Below are 14,706 nucleotides of genomic sequence, written 5' to 3'. Positions count from 1 at the left end.
GTGGAGAAATGAATATGTCAGCAATTACACTAGAAAAATTAATTAAATGGCGTCGTGAATTTCACCAATATCCTGAAATTGGCTGGTCAGAGTTTTTAACCACAGCAAAAATCGTCAAAGAATTACGTGGATTAGGTTTAGAAGTTAAAGTTGGCCCAGAAGTTATTAATCAAGAGTTCGCTTTTGGCCGTCGCCGTCAAGTCGTTGAAAAAGGTCTAGCCGTTGCAAGAGAGCATAAAGTTGATGAAGCTCTGCTTGATGAAATGAAAGAACTAACGGGCTGTGTGGCTATCTTCGACAGTGGTAAAGCTGGCCCAACTGTAGCACTGCGCTTTGATATCGACTGTGTGGGTGTTAACGAAGCAACCGAAACTCAACACCGTCCTCATGCTGAGAACTTTGCTTCTTGTCACGCTGGCGAAATGCACGCTTGTGGTCATGATGGACACATTTCTATCGGTTTAGGTGTTGCTCACTGGTTAGTTGAGAATAAAGATAAAGTCGTTGGTAAAGTTAAAATCTTATTCCAACCAGCAGAAGAAGGTGTTCGTGGTGCTCGTGCGATGGCTGAAAGTGGTATTGCCGATGATGCAGATTATTTCTTAGGTGCACACTTAGGCTTTATCGCTAACAGTGGTGAGATTGTTATCAACCCAACACATTTCTTATGTACCACTAAATATGACTTCCGTTTTAAAGGTGCACCATCTCACGCAGGCGCAGAGCCTGAATTAGGTCGTAATGCATTAGCAGGTGCTTGCCACGCAGCAACACAAATGCTAGGTATTTCTCGTCATGGTAAAGGAATGTCACGTATCAACATCGGTGTATTAAAAGCCGGTGAAGGCCGTAACGTCACCCCAGCTAATGCTGAGATGCAAATTGAAGTTCGTGGTGAAAATGAAGAGATCAACAGCTTTATGGCTGCAAATGCAGTACGTATGGCTGAAGGCGCAGCACATAGCTTCCAGTTAGAAATGGAAAGCGAGATCATGGGTGAAGCCGTTGACCTGACAAATGACCAAGAACTGATTGATGTTATGACCAAAGTTGTTGGTAAACATTCTGAGCTAACAGCGGTTGCTACACGCCCATTCGGTGGTAGTGAAGATGCGACAGTATTAGCAAAACGTGTACAACGTTGCGGTGGTAAATCTCTGTACTTCGTTGTTGGTGCTGATAGAACCGCAGGTCACCATCAAGCAGGCTTTGATTTCGATGAAAAACAATTAATGACTGCGGTTAATCTTTACACTGGTTGTTTAGAAGAACTGCTGAAATAATTTTTCAGTAATACAATCCAATAAAGCGTTCTATAGCAATATAGAGCGCTTTTTTTGTACATAAAAAAACCCAGTTCATAAACTGGGCTTTTTATTCATACTAATAAGATAATCTCTTATTTCACAACGCGCAGTGCTGGACGACCTGTTGGGCGAGGTGGTTCTGGATCATCATCTGGTGAAGAGATATCAGCTTCAACAGCTTTGTCAGTAACGAGAGATAAACCTTCGCTAGCCGGAGCTATATCGTTCTCTTCACTATCATCTTCAGCAAACTGTAATGATGCACCAGATTCATAAGCAGGCTCTGGTTCAAACATCATTCCCGCACCGTTTTCTCTCGCATAAATAGCCATAACAGCAGCCATAGGCACTCGTACTTTACGAGGTATGCCACCAAAGCTTGCACTAAATAAAACCTGATACGGCGTTAACTCTAAGTCATCAACTGCACGAGATGAAATATTTAGTACAATCTGACCATCGTGCGCATATTCCATTGGGACTTGAACACCAACGATATTCACATCAACAACTAAATGCGGTGTTAAATCGTTTTCGATGATCCAATCATAATGCGCACGTAATAAATGCGGACGACGCGGAGACATATCCATAATCTCCATACTTTATTACCCTCTTGAAGGTAAGCGCATCTCACGCTCTGCTTCGGTTAATGATGCGAGGAAAGAATCACGCTCAAAAACACGCTGCATATAAATTTGTACATCTTTAGCGCCAGCACCACTTAAATCTACACCGAGTACTGGTAAACGCCATAATAGAGGAGCTAGGTAGCAATCTACTAAGCTGAACTCTTCGCTCATAAAGTAAGGATATTCTTTAAACACAGGAGATATAGCCAGTAGCTCTTCTGCTAACTGTTTACGAGCAGCATTTGCTTGCTGTTCTGTTCCTTTCTCGATGGTGTTCATTAAAGAATACCAATCATGCTCGATGCGATGCATCATTAAACGGCTGCTACCACGAGCAACAGGATAAACTGGCATTAAAGGAGGATGAGGGAAGCGTTCATCAAGATATTCCATGATGATGCGTGAATCATACAGGGTCAGCTCACGATCAACCAAAGTCGGTACACTTTGGTAAGGGTTTAGATCGATAAGATCCTGTGGAAGATTACCAGCTTCAACCTGTTCAATTTCAACACTGACACCTTTCTCCGCTAGGACAATTCTGACCTGATGGCTGAAAATATCAGTCGGACCGGAAAACAAAGTCATTACCGAACGTTTGTTGGCAGCGACAGCCATGAAAACCTCCAAGTTAATCAATTAAAGAAATGAATTAGCACAATGCCCCTTCCATTTCCCCATTCCTAAAAGACAAGCACACAAACGCAGTAGACCTAAATAAATATTTAAGTTATTAACTGCGTTGGGTAACTACCTGTATAACAGTGTTATCGTGGGATAATCATATTTTACAGGGTTAAAAACTCACCTGTCTTTGCGGCACATATCATTATCAAGTAATACCAAAATAATCATTCAACAATCATTATTGTCATAATAATTTTGGTATGACTTTCAAACTCATTACAGGTATTACTATCGATATACCCGTTGGCAACATTGTGAAGTCATAGAAAGAAAGACACCAAAGCCTGCTATTCTACCAGAATTCATGTTACTTAGGGGGGCTAATGCAAATAATTCAACACAATATGCCACATTACCTTAAAACTAAGATTATAATATCAAAAAATAAAATTATTTAGAGATAATATCTAAAAAATACGTTTTTTAATACTACTGCTATCTTACATAAAGCCTGTTTTATGAGTGATAGCATCATGCTTTAGCAACATTATGTTTTTATTATTAATAAACACAAATAAGTCAAAAATAAAAAACCCGTCTGTGAAGACGGGTTTTCAACATCAAATTGATATCTAAAAGATAACAAATTAACGTTTAGAGAACTGTGGACGACGACGTGCTTTACGCAGACCCACTTTCTTACGTTCAACAGAACGCGCATCACGGGTTACGAAACCAGCTTTACGCAGATCAGAACGTAGAGTCTCATCATATTCCATCAGTGCACGAGTGATACCGTGACGGATCGCGCCAGCTTGACCAGAAATACCACCACCTTTAACAGTGATGTATAAATCTAATTTACCCAGCATATCAACTAATTCCAGCGGTTGACGAACAACCATACGTGCTGTTTCGCGGCCGAAGTAAACTTCTAGGCTACGTTTGTTGATTACGATATTACCGCTACCTGGCTTAATGAAGACACGTGCGGAAGAACTTTTGCGGCGACCTGTGCCGTAGTATTGATTATCAGCCATTGCCTATTATCCCGATTAAATGTCCAGAACTTGCGGTTGTTGTGCCGCGTGGTTGTGCTCAGATCCTGCGTAAACTTTCAGTTTACGGTACATCGCACGACCCAGAGGCCCTTTTGGCAGCATGCCTTTTACCGCGATTTCGATTACACGCTCAGGACTACGGGCGATCATCTCTTCGAAAGTCGCTTGTTTGATACCACCTACGTGACCAGTATGACGGTAGTAAACTTTGTCAGTACGTTTATGACCAGTTACCGCTACTTTCTCAGCGTTTAAAACGATGATGTAATCACCAGTATCAACGTGCGGAGTATATTCCGCTTTGTGCTTACCGCGTAAACGGCTAGCAATTTCAGTTGCTAAACGGCCTAAAGTTTTGCCGTCTGCATCAACAACGTACCAGTCGCGTTTTACGGTTTCTGGTTTAGCTGTAAAAGTTTTCATTATTGAAAATTACCCAATGTTTAGTTACACGTTGGTGAACGCTCGGTTCAAATACTATTGAGGTTCACACGACTCTTGTGTCCAGCAAACCTACCCCTTCGAGTAGCACTGCTGACTCTAAAATGCGAGTTTTTTGGGAAATAAAAAACTTGCTGCAACGTGGGGTCGCAAGATTATAGAGAAGTCAGAAAAAAAAATCGAGTCATAATTGAAAAACAATTGAATTCTTTTTCAATATTTCAGCGAAAAAAACGAATCTGGCACTTTTTTCTGATTTGACTGATAAATTCTTGCTACCTGAAGAGAAGAATTGTTCCTTTCCAGAGCGCTTGTAAGCTGCCTAATACTTTCTATTTTCATAGAAAAAAACATCAAGCAACTTAACCTGCGTCATCCTACCATAATGAAAGATGACTTTCTTCAAGAATTAAAAATTAAGCGAGATGTGGTTGAACTAAATATTCTTCACTTTGCATCTCTTGTAAACGAGATAAGCAACGTTGATATTCAAAGCGTAAAAAATCACCTTGGTAAATCTCATTCATTTCAACATTTGCATTAATAATAAGTTTCACCTTACGCTCATAAAATTCATCAACAAGCGCTAGAAACCGACGCGCAGCGTCTTCATTTAATGTTCCCATTTGTTTCATGTCATATAACAAAACAGAGTGGTAATGCTTAGAAAGTTCAATGTAATCAAGCTGGCTACGTGGTTCCATACACAAGGTTGAAAAATTAACAGCGAGTACACCATTAGACGCTTTTCTTACTTTCATAGGGCGATGATTAATGGTTAAGGTACAATCAACTTGTGGTTCACTGGTTGCCAAATGCATGAAAATTCTATCCATCTCTTGGCGATTTTCATCGTTAAGTGGAGATAAAAAAAGATGTGCTTGCGTTAATGTTCTAAGACGATAATCAATACCTGCGTCAACATTTAAAATGTCACAATGATGTTTGATTTGTTCTATTGCAGGTAAAAAACGAGAACGTTGTAATCCATTACGATAAAGCTCATCAGGTGGAATATTTGAGGTTGCTACCAGCGTGATACCTCTGGCAAATAACGCTTCAAGCAAGGTACCTAAAATCATTGCATCAGTAATATCGGAAACAAAAAACTCATCAAAACAGAGCACATCGGTTTGTGCTTTAAACCCATCAGCAATAATTTCTAACGGATTTTCATGCCCTTGTAAGTTTCTCAACTCTTCTTGAACACGTAACATAAAGCGATGGAAGTGTAAGCGAAGTTTTCGTTCTGTCGGCAAACTTTGATAAAACATATCCATCAACCATGTTTTACCTCGTCCAACACCGCCCCACATGTATAAACCACGTTCTGGTGCAACAATCTGTTTTTTTGTGCGAATTCGCCCGAATAATCGCTGTGTTAGCGAATTTTTTTCTGGTGGAGTCTCTTTTAATAATGCATGGTATATCTGTTGAAGGTGGAGAACAGTTTTTCTCTGAACATCATCAGGTTGATAATCACCTTGCTTCAATGCGGCTTCATAAAGTGATAACGGCGTACTAACAGTCATGAATGCCCTCTTATCCTTAATTTTCTGACATACTGATTTGTGTCTGTCGAATGCCTCTATTATAAGCATTAAGAATTGTTTTAACATCAGCGTAACACACGAATTTTATATTAAGCTTAAGGATATTATTCCACCCATGCCTTTTAGCGGTTATGATGTTATAAGAATCCATCGTCCTCACTATTAGATGAAAAGGAGTTGCCATGGTTTGGGTTTATGCACTGATTGGATTAGTTGTCGGTCTTATTATAGGCGCACTTGCAATGCGTTACGGTAACAGCACCCTTCGCCAACAAGATGCTATCAAAGCAGAGTTAGACACGAAAAAAGAAGAACTTGATACTTATCGCAATGAACTTGTCAGCCACTTTGCTAGAAGTGCTGAACTATTAGATAACATGGCGAGAGATTACCGTCAGCTTTATCAACATATGGCAAAAAGCTCTAATGAGCTCATGCCTGATATGCCTGCTCAAGAAAATCCATTTAATTACCGATTAAGTGAGTCAGAAGCAGCTAATGATCAATCTCCAATAAAAATGCCTCCTCGTGATTACTCCGAAGGGGCATCTGGATTGTTCAGACCCACAGAGAAAAAAGACAGTTAATATTAAAACGCCACATTTTTGTGGCGTTTTTCTTTCTACTAAATATCATAAAATGACAATTATTTGCTATGGTTTTAAAGATAGCTTTTGTCTTGTAAATCCATGTAAAAGGAAGCAAAGCACATCATGTCTTAATGAACTTTCCTTTGTCAGTACAGGTCTTAGTGACATCGAGCTCATTTTGAGCAATAACTTTTATTTTGATAACTGTATCAAGAGACTCTAATTCATGTTGACTAAAAAAAGAAAATTATTACTTAGTGCGTTAGCAATGAGTGTCGGACTTTCACTCTCTACTATTCCAGCAACCAGTATGGCGGCACTGCCTGCAGTTATGCCATCAGGCGAACAACTGCCAAGCCTTGCACCGATGTTAGAAAAAGTGTTACCAGCTGTTGTCAGTGTGCACGTTTCAGGAACGCGAGTACAAAGCCAGCAAGTGCCTGAAGAATTCAAATTCTTCTTTGGTCCAAACTTCCCATCACAACAACAAAGTATTCGCCCTTTTGAAGGCTTAGGCTCAGGTGTCATTATTGACGCAAAAAAAGGCTATGTATTAACAAACAACCACGTTGTTGATGGTGCAGATAAAATTCAACTGCAAATTAATGATGGTCGTGAATTTAGTGCGAAATTAATTGGTAGCGATCCACAAACAGATATCGCATTACTGCAAATTGAAAAACCAACTAACTTAACCGCAATTAAAATGGCGGACTCTGACCAATTACGTGTTGGTGACTTTGCTGTTGCAGTAGGTAACCCATTTGGTTTAGGCCAAACAGCAACATCCGGTATTATTTCCGCATTAGGTCGTAGCGGTTTAAATCTTGAAGGTTTAGAGAACTTTATCCAGACTGATGCTTCAATCAACCGTGGTAACTCTGGTGGTGCACTCGTTAACTTAAATGGTGAGTTAATCGGAATTAACACTGCTATTTTAGCACCGGGTGGTGGCAACATCGGTATCGGCTTCGCCATCCCAAGTAATATGGCGCGTGATCTTAGCCAACAACTGATTTCTCATGGTGAAGTTAAACGTGGCATCTTAGGTATTCGTGGTACAGAAATGAATTCTGATCTGGCGAAATCCTTTAATATTGATGCACAACGCGGTGCTTTTGTTAGCGAAGTCATGCCCGATTCATCCGCTTCAAAAGCAGGCATTAAACCAGGTGACGTCTTAATTTCAGTTGATGGTAAACGTATCAATAGCTTTGCTGAATTAAGAGCTAAAGTGGGTACTACACCTCCGGGTAAAGAGATCCTAATTGGCTTGATCCGTCAAGGTAAACCAATGGATGTTAAAGTGACATTAGAGAAACAATCGGCAGATGCAACTCGCGCAGATAACTTCTCTCCTGCATTACAAGGTGCCACATTAAGTAACTACTTAAACAAACAAATTAAAGCAGTTGCTGTTGATTCTGTTGAGAAAGATTCCGCAGCGGCGGCATCTGGTTTACAGAAGGGCGACCTTATTATAGGTATAAATAATACGCCAATTACCTCACTAGGCGATTTGCGTAAAGCAATTGATGCTAAACCGCCCGTTCTTGCATTGAATATTCAGCGTGGTAATGAAGAAATTTACCTGCTGTTACGTAATACACCGCGCTAAGAAGTAAGCTTTTCACCTATCTAATTTATTGATTTCTTTAGCCCTATAATTTCCATTATAGGGCTTTTTTTATACCTCTTTTTGATAAGAGTCATTGGCTTAAAAGGGGATTTTATGCGCTGAGCGATGCTTTCATAAGTTAAACTATGCTATTCTCACCGCTCCTACGCGAATAATTTCACAGTCAGACATAAATACAGGATTTTTATGTTAACTAAGTTACTGCGATCAACACTAATTGGTCTTCTCACAGCAGCAATTCTTTTGATTGCAGTCCCTTCAATTCGCCCTATTTTTATTGAACGCCTACTTAATGGTGATTTTCTCAATGCACCTTTTAGCTATAACACCGCGGTACGACGAGCAGCTCCTGCGGTTGTTAATGTTTATAGCAGTACGATGGGAAGTTTTTCTCAAGAAGGTCGTGAACTAACATCTCTAGGCGCTGGCGTTATTATGGATGGTCGTGGTTATATTCTGACAAATCAACATGTTATCAATAATGCTGATCAGATCCTTATCGCACTCCAAAATGGTGATCTTTATGAAGGCTTACTTATTGGTTCCGATCCTTTAACTGATCTTGCAGTATTAAAAATAGATGCCGATAAACTGCCTACAATTCCCATTAATACTAAACGAGTTTCTCATGTAGGTGATGTTGTGCTGGCTATTGGTAACCCATTTAATATTGGGCAAACTATTACGCAAGGGATCATCAGTGCTACGGGGCGCGTTGGATTAAGTCCAACCCGTTACCAAAATTTCCTACAAACAGATGCCTCAATTAATGAAGGTAACTCTGGTGGCGCGCTAATTAATACTGAAGGTGAACTTGTAGGTATTAATACTATGACGTTTGATTCAGGAACCTATAACGGATACCGCCCTACAGCCGAAGGGTTAGGTTTCGCTATTCCGACCGAACTTGCAGTTAAAATTATGAATAAGCTAATTCGTGATGGTCGTGTTATCCGTGGTTTTATTGGTATTACAGCAAAAGAATTACCAAGAATTCGCTCATCAAATACCGATATTAAGCAAATTCAAGGGTTGCGCATTTTTAGGATCACCCCAAATGGCCCAGCAGATAAAGCCGGAATAAAAACAGGTGATATCATCCTTAGTATTAATCATGCGCCAGCGACTTCCGCGATGGAAATGATGGATTACATTGCAGAAACACGCCCTGGTACGGCATTACCTGTCACGTTATTACGGGAAGGTAATGAGATTAATGTTGATGTCACTATTTCTGAATACCAGCCAGAATCATAGCTAACAAAAAATCTCCCTATGCTTGGCTAGTAGGGAGATTTCATATAAAACGTCGCACTGTGTAAGCAATTTTCTTTAAAGCTTTCAGTATTGCGATAATCCTCTAATGTGCTGTGATTACAACCGCTATATTGCCCTTCTTTAGTACCATCATTTTGCCAACCACATACGGGGCAGATCTCAAAAAATGCCTCATCTTTATCTTTGAAAACAAAATAATGGCACGCAACACAACTCACTTCTAAAGGAAGATGACAACTTCGCTTTTCCATAGGATGGGTTCTCCTATCACATTATTAATTATACTATTCGCTCTTACTCTCTTTATTAGCAATTGAGTTATTTTCAACAGCATGCCAAATTTTTTCCGCTTTTCGTCCAATTAAAATCAATGATACTGCCAAAATAAAGAAGAAAATCGCACTGTGTAAACTATCCCAGAAATATTCAAAGAATCGGGTATAAAGGTTGATACCAAGGAATGTTAGGCCAAAACCTCTTAACATACCGTCATCTGTTTTAAGACTAATATAGATACAGATAACTGAAACGACAGCAAATAACAGTGCCCAAGGTAACAAATTCACACTTGAAGTACGATACCAAGTATCAGGATCGTAATTACCGAAAATAGACATTATCCATAACGCAATAAACAAATAGGTTAGCCCCATTATTTTTGTCATGGAAAATAAACGACGATGTACCAACATATTTTGTAGGAAATAACAGCTTGCTAATAATATCGCTCCAAAAAAGACAAAACGGATAGGATAGTTCATCCCTAGCCAATACGCTCCCCAACCAGAGACATAGCCCGTTTCAGCACCAAACCAATTTCCTAACATCAATAAGAAGAATAACCACACCAATGAGGAGCGACTAATAAATCCAATTGCACCATAAATGACACAGCCAATTAAAAAGAGAGGCGCAATATGGCCACTTCCTGTATCCAGCAATTCTCCCAGTTGCCAAAGAAAAATAGCCGTAAACATCACACCTAAAAAGAGAATAAATTCAGTACTGTAATGCCATTGTGTTTCTTTTCGCTGACGTTTAAATCCCCAAAAATAAAGTATGCAGGCAATAAGTGCCGGAGATATCACACGCATAATTTCAGAAACGCTAAAAATTTCAATTAGATAATAAACTAATGCGCTATCACTAAAGATACTGCCAGCAGCAATAATCAAGCACACCATTGCTATCCAAAATGCATAGCGACTCAACCGTTTCCAATCAAAGGGAATTCGATGCAATGTACTTCCTAATTGCTGATATTCTTGTTCTGAAATCTCACCAGATTGTTGCCATTCATCCAGAGCTTGACGAACTAGGCGCTCTTGTTTCCTTGTTACCTGCATACATGTTCCTTCCTTTTAGCTCATAGTGATTTTTATAACACAGGTCTGTTTTTCTTACTGTATCTTGCGATGAAAGAAATGCCTTATGAATTATCCTATTCTGTTGAGAGTCTTATTAAAATAATGCGCAAAAAAAACCATAGCACAACAATGCACTATGGTTTTAAATAACTAAAAAAGGATAACTAAAATAAATTAGTCATTAGAATGCAAACGTTCTATTTTTGCCCCTAATCCTTGTAATTTAGCTTCAATATTTTCATACCCACGATCAATATGATAAATACGATCAACAATGGTTGTGCCTTGAGCAATACAACCTGCAAGTACTAAACTTGCAGAAGCGCGTAAATCCGTTGCCATTACTTGTGCGCCTGAAAGTTTTTCAACACCGTGGCATAACACAGTATTACTTTCGATTTCAGCGTGAGCGCCCATACGGATTAACTCAGGAATGTGCATAAAACGATTTTCAAAAATAGTTTCAGTGATCATTCCTGCGCCTTCAGCCACTAAGTTTAAGAGGCTAAATTGTGCTTGCATATCGGTTGGGAAACCCGGATGTGGTGCAGTACGCAAGGTTACCGCTTTAGGACGTTTACCATGCATATCCAGGCTTATCCAATCTTCACCAACTTCAATATCAGCGCCTGCTTCACGTAATTTTGCCAACACAGCATCTAATGTGTCAGGTTTAGCATTACGACAAACAACGCGACCACGAGAAACAGCAGCAGCAACTAAGAAAGTACCAGTTTCAATACGATCAGGTAGGATTTGATAAGTACCACCACCAAGACGCTCTACGCCTTCAATAGTAATGCTATCTGTGCCCGCACCGCTGATTTTGGCGCCTAATGTATTGAGGAAGTTTGCAGTATCTTCAATTTCAGGCTCTCTTGCCGCATTCTCAATGATGGTTTTGCCTTCAGCTAATACCGCAGCAGTCATAATAGTGATAGTGGCACCCACGCTCACTTTATCCATGACGATATGCGCGCCTTTTAAACGCCCATCAGCGCGTGCTTTCACATAACCTTCATCCAGTGTGATCTCAGCACCTAATTGCTCTAAACCTGTAATATGAAGATCAACAGGACGAGCGCCAATGGCACAACCACCCGGTAAAGAAACCTGACCTTGGCCAAAACGCGCCACCAGCGGGCCTAAAGCCCAGATAGAAGCACGCATGGTTTTTACTAATTCGTAAGGAGCGCAAAATTCATTAATGTTACGAGCATCAACAAAAACAGAGCCATTGCGTTCAACATTAGTTCCTAAGCGATTAAGTAACTTAATCGTGGTATCGATATCTTTTAATTTAGGAACATTCGTTAATTCTACTGGCTCTTCGGCAAGGATCGCAGCGAACAGGATTGGTAGTGCGGCATTTTTTGCGCCTGAAATAGTGACCTCACCTGATAAACAGGTTGGCCCTTGTACTCTAAATTTATCCATCTGTAGAACTCTCTTTTTTATTTTGCTGTACGCTGTATACCTACTGAATCAAAGCCCGTTAAGTTTACGATCTCTCTTCCACTCTTCAGGTGTGTAGGCTTTAATAGACAAAGCGTGAATACGGTTATCTGCAATATATTCCATCAAAGGGGCATAAATGGTTTGTTGTTGTTTTACTCTGCTCATTCCCTCAAACATTGCGCCAACAACGACAACTTGAAAGTGACTACCATCACCATTGACGATGACTTCATCTAAAGACAGGCTGTCCATTAATACTTGTTTGATTTCATTTGTATCCATAATTGCTCAATCTCAACGTTAAAATAATAATCAGTCGTCTATCCTAATGGAATCCGCTCTACTCTTAAACCATCAAAAACCCCCTTAATGATAAAAGTATCACGAAGGGGGCTTTTTAATACCTTTACTCAAAATCTGTATTAGGTAATATTCATAATTTCATCAAGATCATAGAGTGTAATTAAAGTCTGAAAACGCTCACTTACGCCTTGAATAATAAATTGACGATTTTGCTCTTCCATTTCAGCTTTTAAGTGAACAAAAAGCGCCAACCCTGTTGAATCAATATGTCCTAAGGCAGAAATATCGATGATATTAATATCAGCTAATAATGCTTTACGTTGCTGCCAAGCAGGCAATAACGTTTCACGATCTAGCGTTCCTTGGAAATAGAGGACCCCCTCCTTTTTTTCCCAATTTAACGAAGCTGACATGTTATTTTTTCTCATCCAGTGTAATTGGTGTTTTAGCACTGATTTCTAACTGTTTTGTTAAACCATCAACACCTTTAGAATTTAAAATATCTGACCACTCATTCTGTTTTGTTGTGATCATGCTGACACCTTCAGCAATCATATCATACGCCTGCCATTCGCCTGTTTTGCTGTTTTTACGCCATTGAAAATCAAGACGAACAGGTGGGCGACCATTTGTATCAATGATAGTGACACGAATAGTTAGAGTTGATTTATCTGCGAAAGGTTTTGCAGGCTCAATACGGTACTCTTGGCCTTCATACATCGCTAATGCTTGACCATATACTTGAGCAAGATACGCTTCAAATGCCGTGAAATAAGCATCACGTTGTGCAGGTGTTGCATTACGATAATGCGGTCCTAACACTAATGCGCCCGCATATTTAATATGTACATAAGGTAATAATTCTTGCTGAACAATTTGACGTAAAACTTCAGGGTTTTTACGAATTTCAGGCTGTTCATTTTTTAATTTACTAAAAGTCTTTTGCGCCGCATCTTCCATCAATGCGTAAGGATTGGTTTTATCGACTGCCATTGCAAAAGGTGTTATCACTAATAGTGCGACCATCAATAAGCGTTTAAACATACGTTCGCTTCTCCTCAAATAGGGTTTCGATAATACGATGCATTTATGACGCTAAATGTATAAGTGCATCGTATAGGAATTAATGATTAAGGTAATGCTGGATGTTCTTCAGTCGGTTCAGATTCAGATTTTGCTGAACCATCACCATCACCCGTTTTATAAAGGAATTGACCAATAAGATCTTCTAATACCATTGCTGAATTGGTGTTTGTGATCCGTCCTCCGTCTTCGAGCAGAGTAGAATCTAATGCTTCATCATAAAAACCTAAATTCAATGCAAGGAATTGTTCACCTAATAAACCCGATGTGCGAATAGACAGTGAGCTACTTTCTGGAATGTGGTCATAAATGCTCAGAATATCGAGCGCGACTTCAGGGCGATAATTCCCTTCATCTTCTTCTTTTAAAGTGATAGAAGAAACACGGCCAATCACCACACCACCAATCTTAACTGGGGAGCGTTCTTTTAACCCACCAATATTACCGAAGCTGGCATAAACGCGATAAGTCGGTTGATTACCCATTTCTTTAATATCAGCCACTTTAAGGCATAAGAAAATCACGGCAGCTAACGCAATCAGAACAAATAGACCAACCCAAACTTCAATTTTTTTACTTTGCATGACTTAGTTCCCAAACATCAGTGCTGTTAGCACAAAATCTAAACCCAATACGGCTAACGATGAATGAACAACGGTACGTGTTGTTGCTCTGCTAATCCCTTCTGATGTTGGGATTGCGTCATACCCGTTAAAGAGTGCTATCCAAGTGACGGTAATAGCAAAAACGACACTTTTAATAAAGCAATTTACTAAATCGAGTCGCCATTCAACGGCACCTTGCATAGATGCCCAGAAAAAGCCTTCATCGATCCCTTTCCAATCCACACCTACAATTGCTCCCCCCCAAATACCGATGGCAACAAAAATAAGTGAAAGCAATGGCATACTAATAAGACCCGCCCAAAAACGGGGCGCAACGACACGTCTTAAAGGATCGACGGCCATCATTTCTAAACTAGAAATTTGTTCTGTGGCTTTCATTAAGCCGATTTCAGCTGTTAAAGCCGAGCCCGCACGCCCCGCAAATAATAATGCTGTAACGACTGGGCCTAATTCTCTTAACAATGAAAGTGCGACCATCATGCCAAGACTAGCTTCAGCACTAAAGGTTGTTAAAACAAGATAGCCTTGTAATCCCAACACCATGCCAATAAATAGGCCAGACACCATGATAATTAATAAGGATTGAACGCCGACGTTATACAGTTGCTTCAGTAACAGAGGCCACTGTTTACGAAATTCAGGCTTACCGACTAATGCTCGAAAGAGCATGATGCCTGCTCTACCGAAGGTTGCAAAAATCGCTAACGCTCTAACACCAATGCGAGATAATAAATTTACCAC

Annotated in this window: 17 protein-coding genes; 4 read left to right on the top strand and 13 right to left on the bottom strand. The window is 39.9% G+C overall.

Annotated features, from left to right (window positions below):
- Window positions 1-14: 14 nt before the first annotated feature.
- The gene (locus tag GTH25_RS02605) at window positions 15-1,283 is read left to right on the top strand and encodes an amidohydrolase (RefSeq protein WP_075671421.1); all 1,269 of its coding nucleotides are present in this window, start codon (window positions 15-17) and stop codon (window positions 1,281-1,283) included.
- 116 nt (window positions 1,284-1,399) lie between these two features.
- Here GTH25_RS02605 and sspB read toward each other — a convergent pair whose 3' ends face one another.
- From sspB to zapE, 5 genes are all read right to left on the bottom strand, one after another.
- Complete coding sequence (gene sspB, locus GTH25_RS02600) at window positions 1,400-1,909, bottom strand: ClpXP protease specificity-enhancing factor (protein WP_099660009.1); 510 nt, start codon at window positions 1,907-1,909, stop codon at window positions 1,400-1,402.
- A 6-nt stretch (window positions 1,910-1,915) separates the two neighbouring features.
- Window positions 1,916-2,557 carry a stringent starvation protein SspA gene (gene sspA, locus GTH25_RS02595; protein ID WP_075671425.1) on the bottom strand — a complete coding sequence of 214 codons (642 nt, stop codon included), beginning with the start codon at window positions 2,555-2,557 and terminating at the stop codon, window positions 1,916-1,918.
- 656 nt (window positions 2,558-3,213) lie between these two features.
- Window positions 3,214-3,606 (bottom strand): 30S ribosomal protein S9, encoded by a 393-nt coding sequence (gene rpsI / locus GTH25_RS02590; protein ID WP_004245284.1) that lies wholly within the window; start codon window positions 3,604-3,606, stop codon window positions 3,214-3,216.
- Window positions 3,607-3,621: 15 nt separating this feature from the next.
- Window positions 3,622-4,050 carry a 50S ribosomal protein L13 gene (gene rplM / locus GTH25_RS02585; RefSeq protein WP_006535327.1) on the bottom strand — a complete coding sequence of 143 codons (429 nt, stop codon included), beginning with the start codon at window positions 4,048-4,050 and terminating at the stop codon, window positions 3,622-3,624.
- 434 nt (window positions 4,051-4,484) lie between these two features.
- The gene (zapE, locus tag GTH25_RS02580; protein WP_075671427.1) at window positions 4,485-5,600 is read right to left on the bottom strand and encodes a cell division protein ZapE; all 1,116 of its coding nucleotides are present in this window, start codon (window positions 5,598-5,600) and stop codon (window positions 4,485-4,487) included.
- Between the two features lie 203 nt (window positions 5,601-5,803).
- On the opposite strand from zapE, the gene zapG reads away from it, so the two are divergent.
- The 3 genes from zapG to degS all read left to right on the top strand — a co-directional run bounded on the left by zapG (window position 5,804) and on the right by degS (window position 9,107).
- Window positions 5,804-6,208 carry a Z-ring associated protein ZapG gene (zapG, locus tag GTH25_RS02575; protein WP_075671429.1) on the top strand — a complete coding sequence of 135 codons (405 nt, stop codon included), beginning with the start codon at window positions 5,804-5,806 and terminating at the stop codon, window positions 6,206-6,208.
- A 229-nt stretch (window positions 6,209-6,437) separates the two neighbouring features.
- Window positions 6,438-7,829: a serine endoprotease DegQ gene (gene degQ / locus GTH25_RS02570; protein ID WP_075671431.1), complete on the top strand. Its 1,392-nt coding sequence runs from the start codon at window positions 6,438-6,440 to the stop codon at window positions 7,827-7,829.
- A 207-nt stretch (window positions 7,830-8,036) separates the two neighbouring features.
- Window positions 8,037-9,107, top strand: a complete 1,071-nt coding sequence (degS, locus tag GTH25_RS02565) for an outer membrane-stress sensor serine endopeptidase DegS (RefSeq protein WP_075671433.1) — start codon at window positions 8,037-8,039, stop codon at window positions 9,105-9,107.
- 26 nt (window positions 9,108-9,133) lie between these two features.
- Here degS and GTH25_RS02560 read toward each other — a convergent pair whose 3' ends face one another.
- The 8 genes from GTH25_RS02560 to mlaE all read right to left on the bottom strand — a co-directional run bounded on the left by GTH25_RS02560 (window position 9,134) and on the right by mlaE (window position 14,706).
- A complete protein-coding gene (locus tag GTH25_RS02560; RefSeq protein ID WP_075671435.1) occupies window positions 9,134-9,379 on the bottom strand; it encodes a CPCC family cysteine-rich protein in 246 nt (81 codons plus the stop codon).
- Window positions 9,380-9,412: 33 nt separating this feature from the next.
- Window positions 9,413-10,474 (bottom strand): DUF2157 domain-containing protein, encoded by a 1,062-nt coding sequence (locus GTH25_RS02555; RefSeq protein WP_075671437.1) that lies wholly within the window; start codon window positions 10,472-10,474, stop codon window positions 9,413-9,415.
- 195 nt (window positions 10,475-10,669) lie between these two features.
- Window positions 10,670-11,932: a UDP-N-acetylglucosamine 1-carboxyvinyltransferase gene (gene murA, locus GTH25_RS02550; protein WP_099660011.1), complete on the bottom strand. Its 1,263-nt coding sequence runs from the start codon at window positions 11,930-11,932 to the stop codon at window positions 10,670-10,672.
- 48 nt (window positions 11,933-11,980) lie between these two features.
- Window positions 11,981-12,235 carry a BolA family iron metabolism protein IbaG gene (gene ibaG, locus GTH25_RS02545; RefSeq protein ID WP_006535338.1) on the bottom strand — a complete coding sequence of 85 codons (255 nt, stop codon included), beginning with the start codon at window positions 12,233-12,235 and terminating at the stop codon, window positions 11,981-11,983.
- 140 nt (window positions 12,236-12,375) lie between these two features.
- Window positions 12,376-12,669, bottom strand: coding sequence for a lipid asymmetry maintenance protein MlaB (gene mlaB, locus GTH25_RS02540; protein WP_075671441.1), 294 nt, complete (start codon window positions 12,667-12,669; stop codon window positions 12,376-12,378).
- A 1-nt stretch (window position 12,670) separates the two neighbouring features.
- Complete coding sequence (mlaC, locus tag GTH25_RS02535) at window positions 12,671-13,300, bottom strand: phospholipid-binding protein MlaC (protein WP_075671443.1); 630 nt, start codon at window positions 13,298-13,300, stop codon at window positions 12,671-12,673.
- Window positions 13,301-13,386: 86 nt separating this feature from the next.
- On the bottom strand, window positions 13,387-13,923 hold the full coding sequence (gene mlaD / locus GTH25_RS02530) for an outer membrane lipid asymmetry maintenance protein MlaD (protein WP_075671445.1): 537 nt from the start codon (window positions 13,921-13,923) through the stop codon (window positions 13,387-13,389).
- Between the two features lie 3 nt (window positions 13,924-13,926).
- A complete protein-coding gene (mlaE, locus tag GTH25_RS02525) occupies window positions 13,927-14,706 on the bottom strand; it encodes a lipid asymmetry maintenance ABC transporter permease subunit MlaE (protein WP_075671447.1) in 780 nt (259 codons plus the stop codon).

The sequence above is a fragment of the Proteus terrae subsp. cibarius genome, assembly GCF_011045835.1.
GTDB classification, from domain to species: Bacteria; Pseudomonadota; Gammaproteobacteria; order Enterobacterales; family Enterobacteriaceae; genus Proteus; species Proteus cibarius.
The sequence above is the reverse complement of the archived record's forward strand: the minus strand, read 5'-3'. Positions and strand labels throughout refer to the sequence as shown.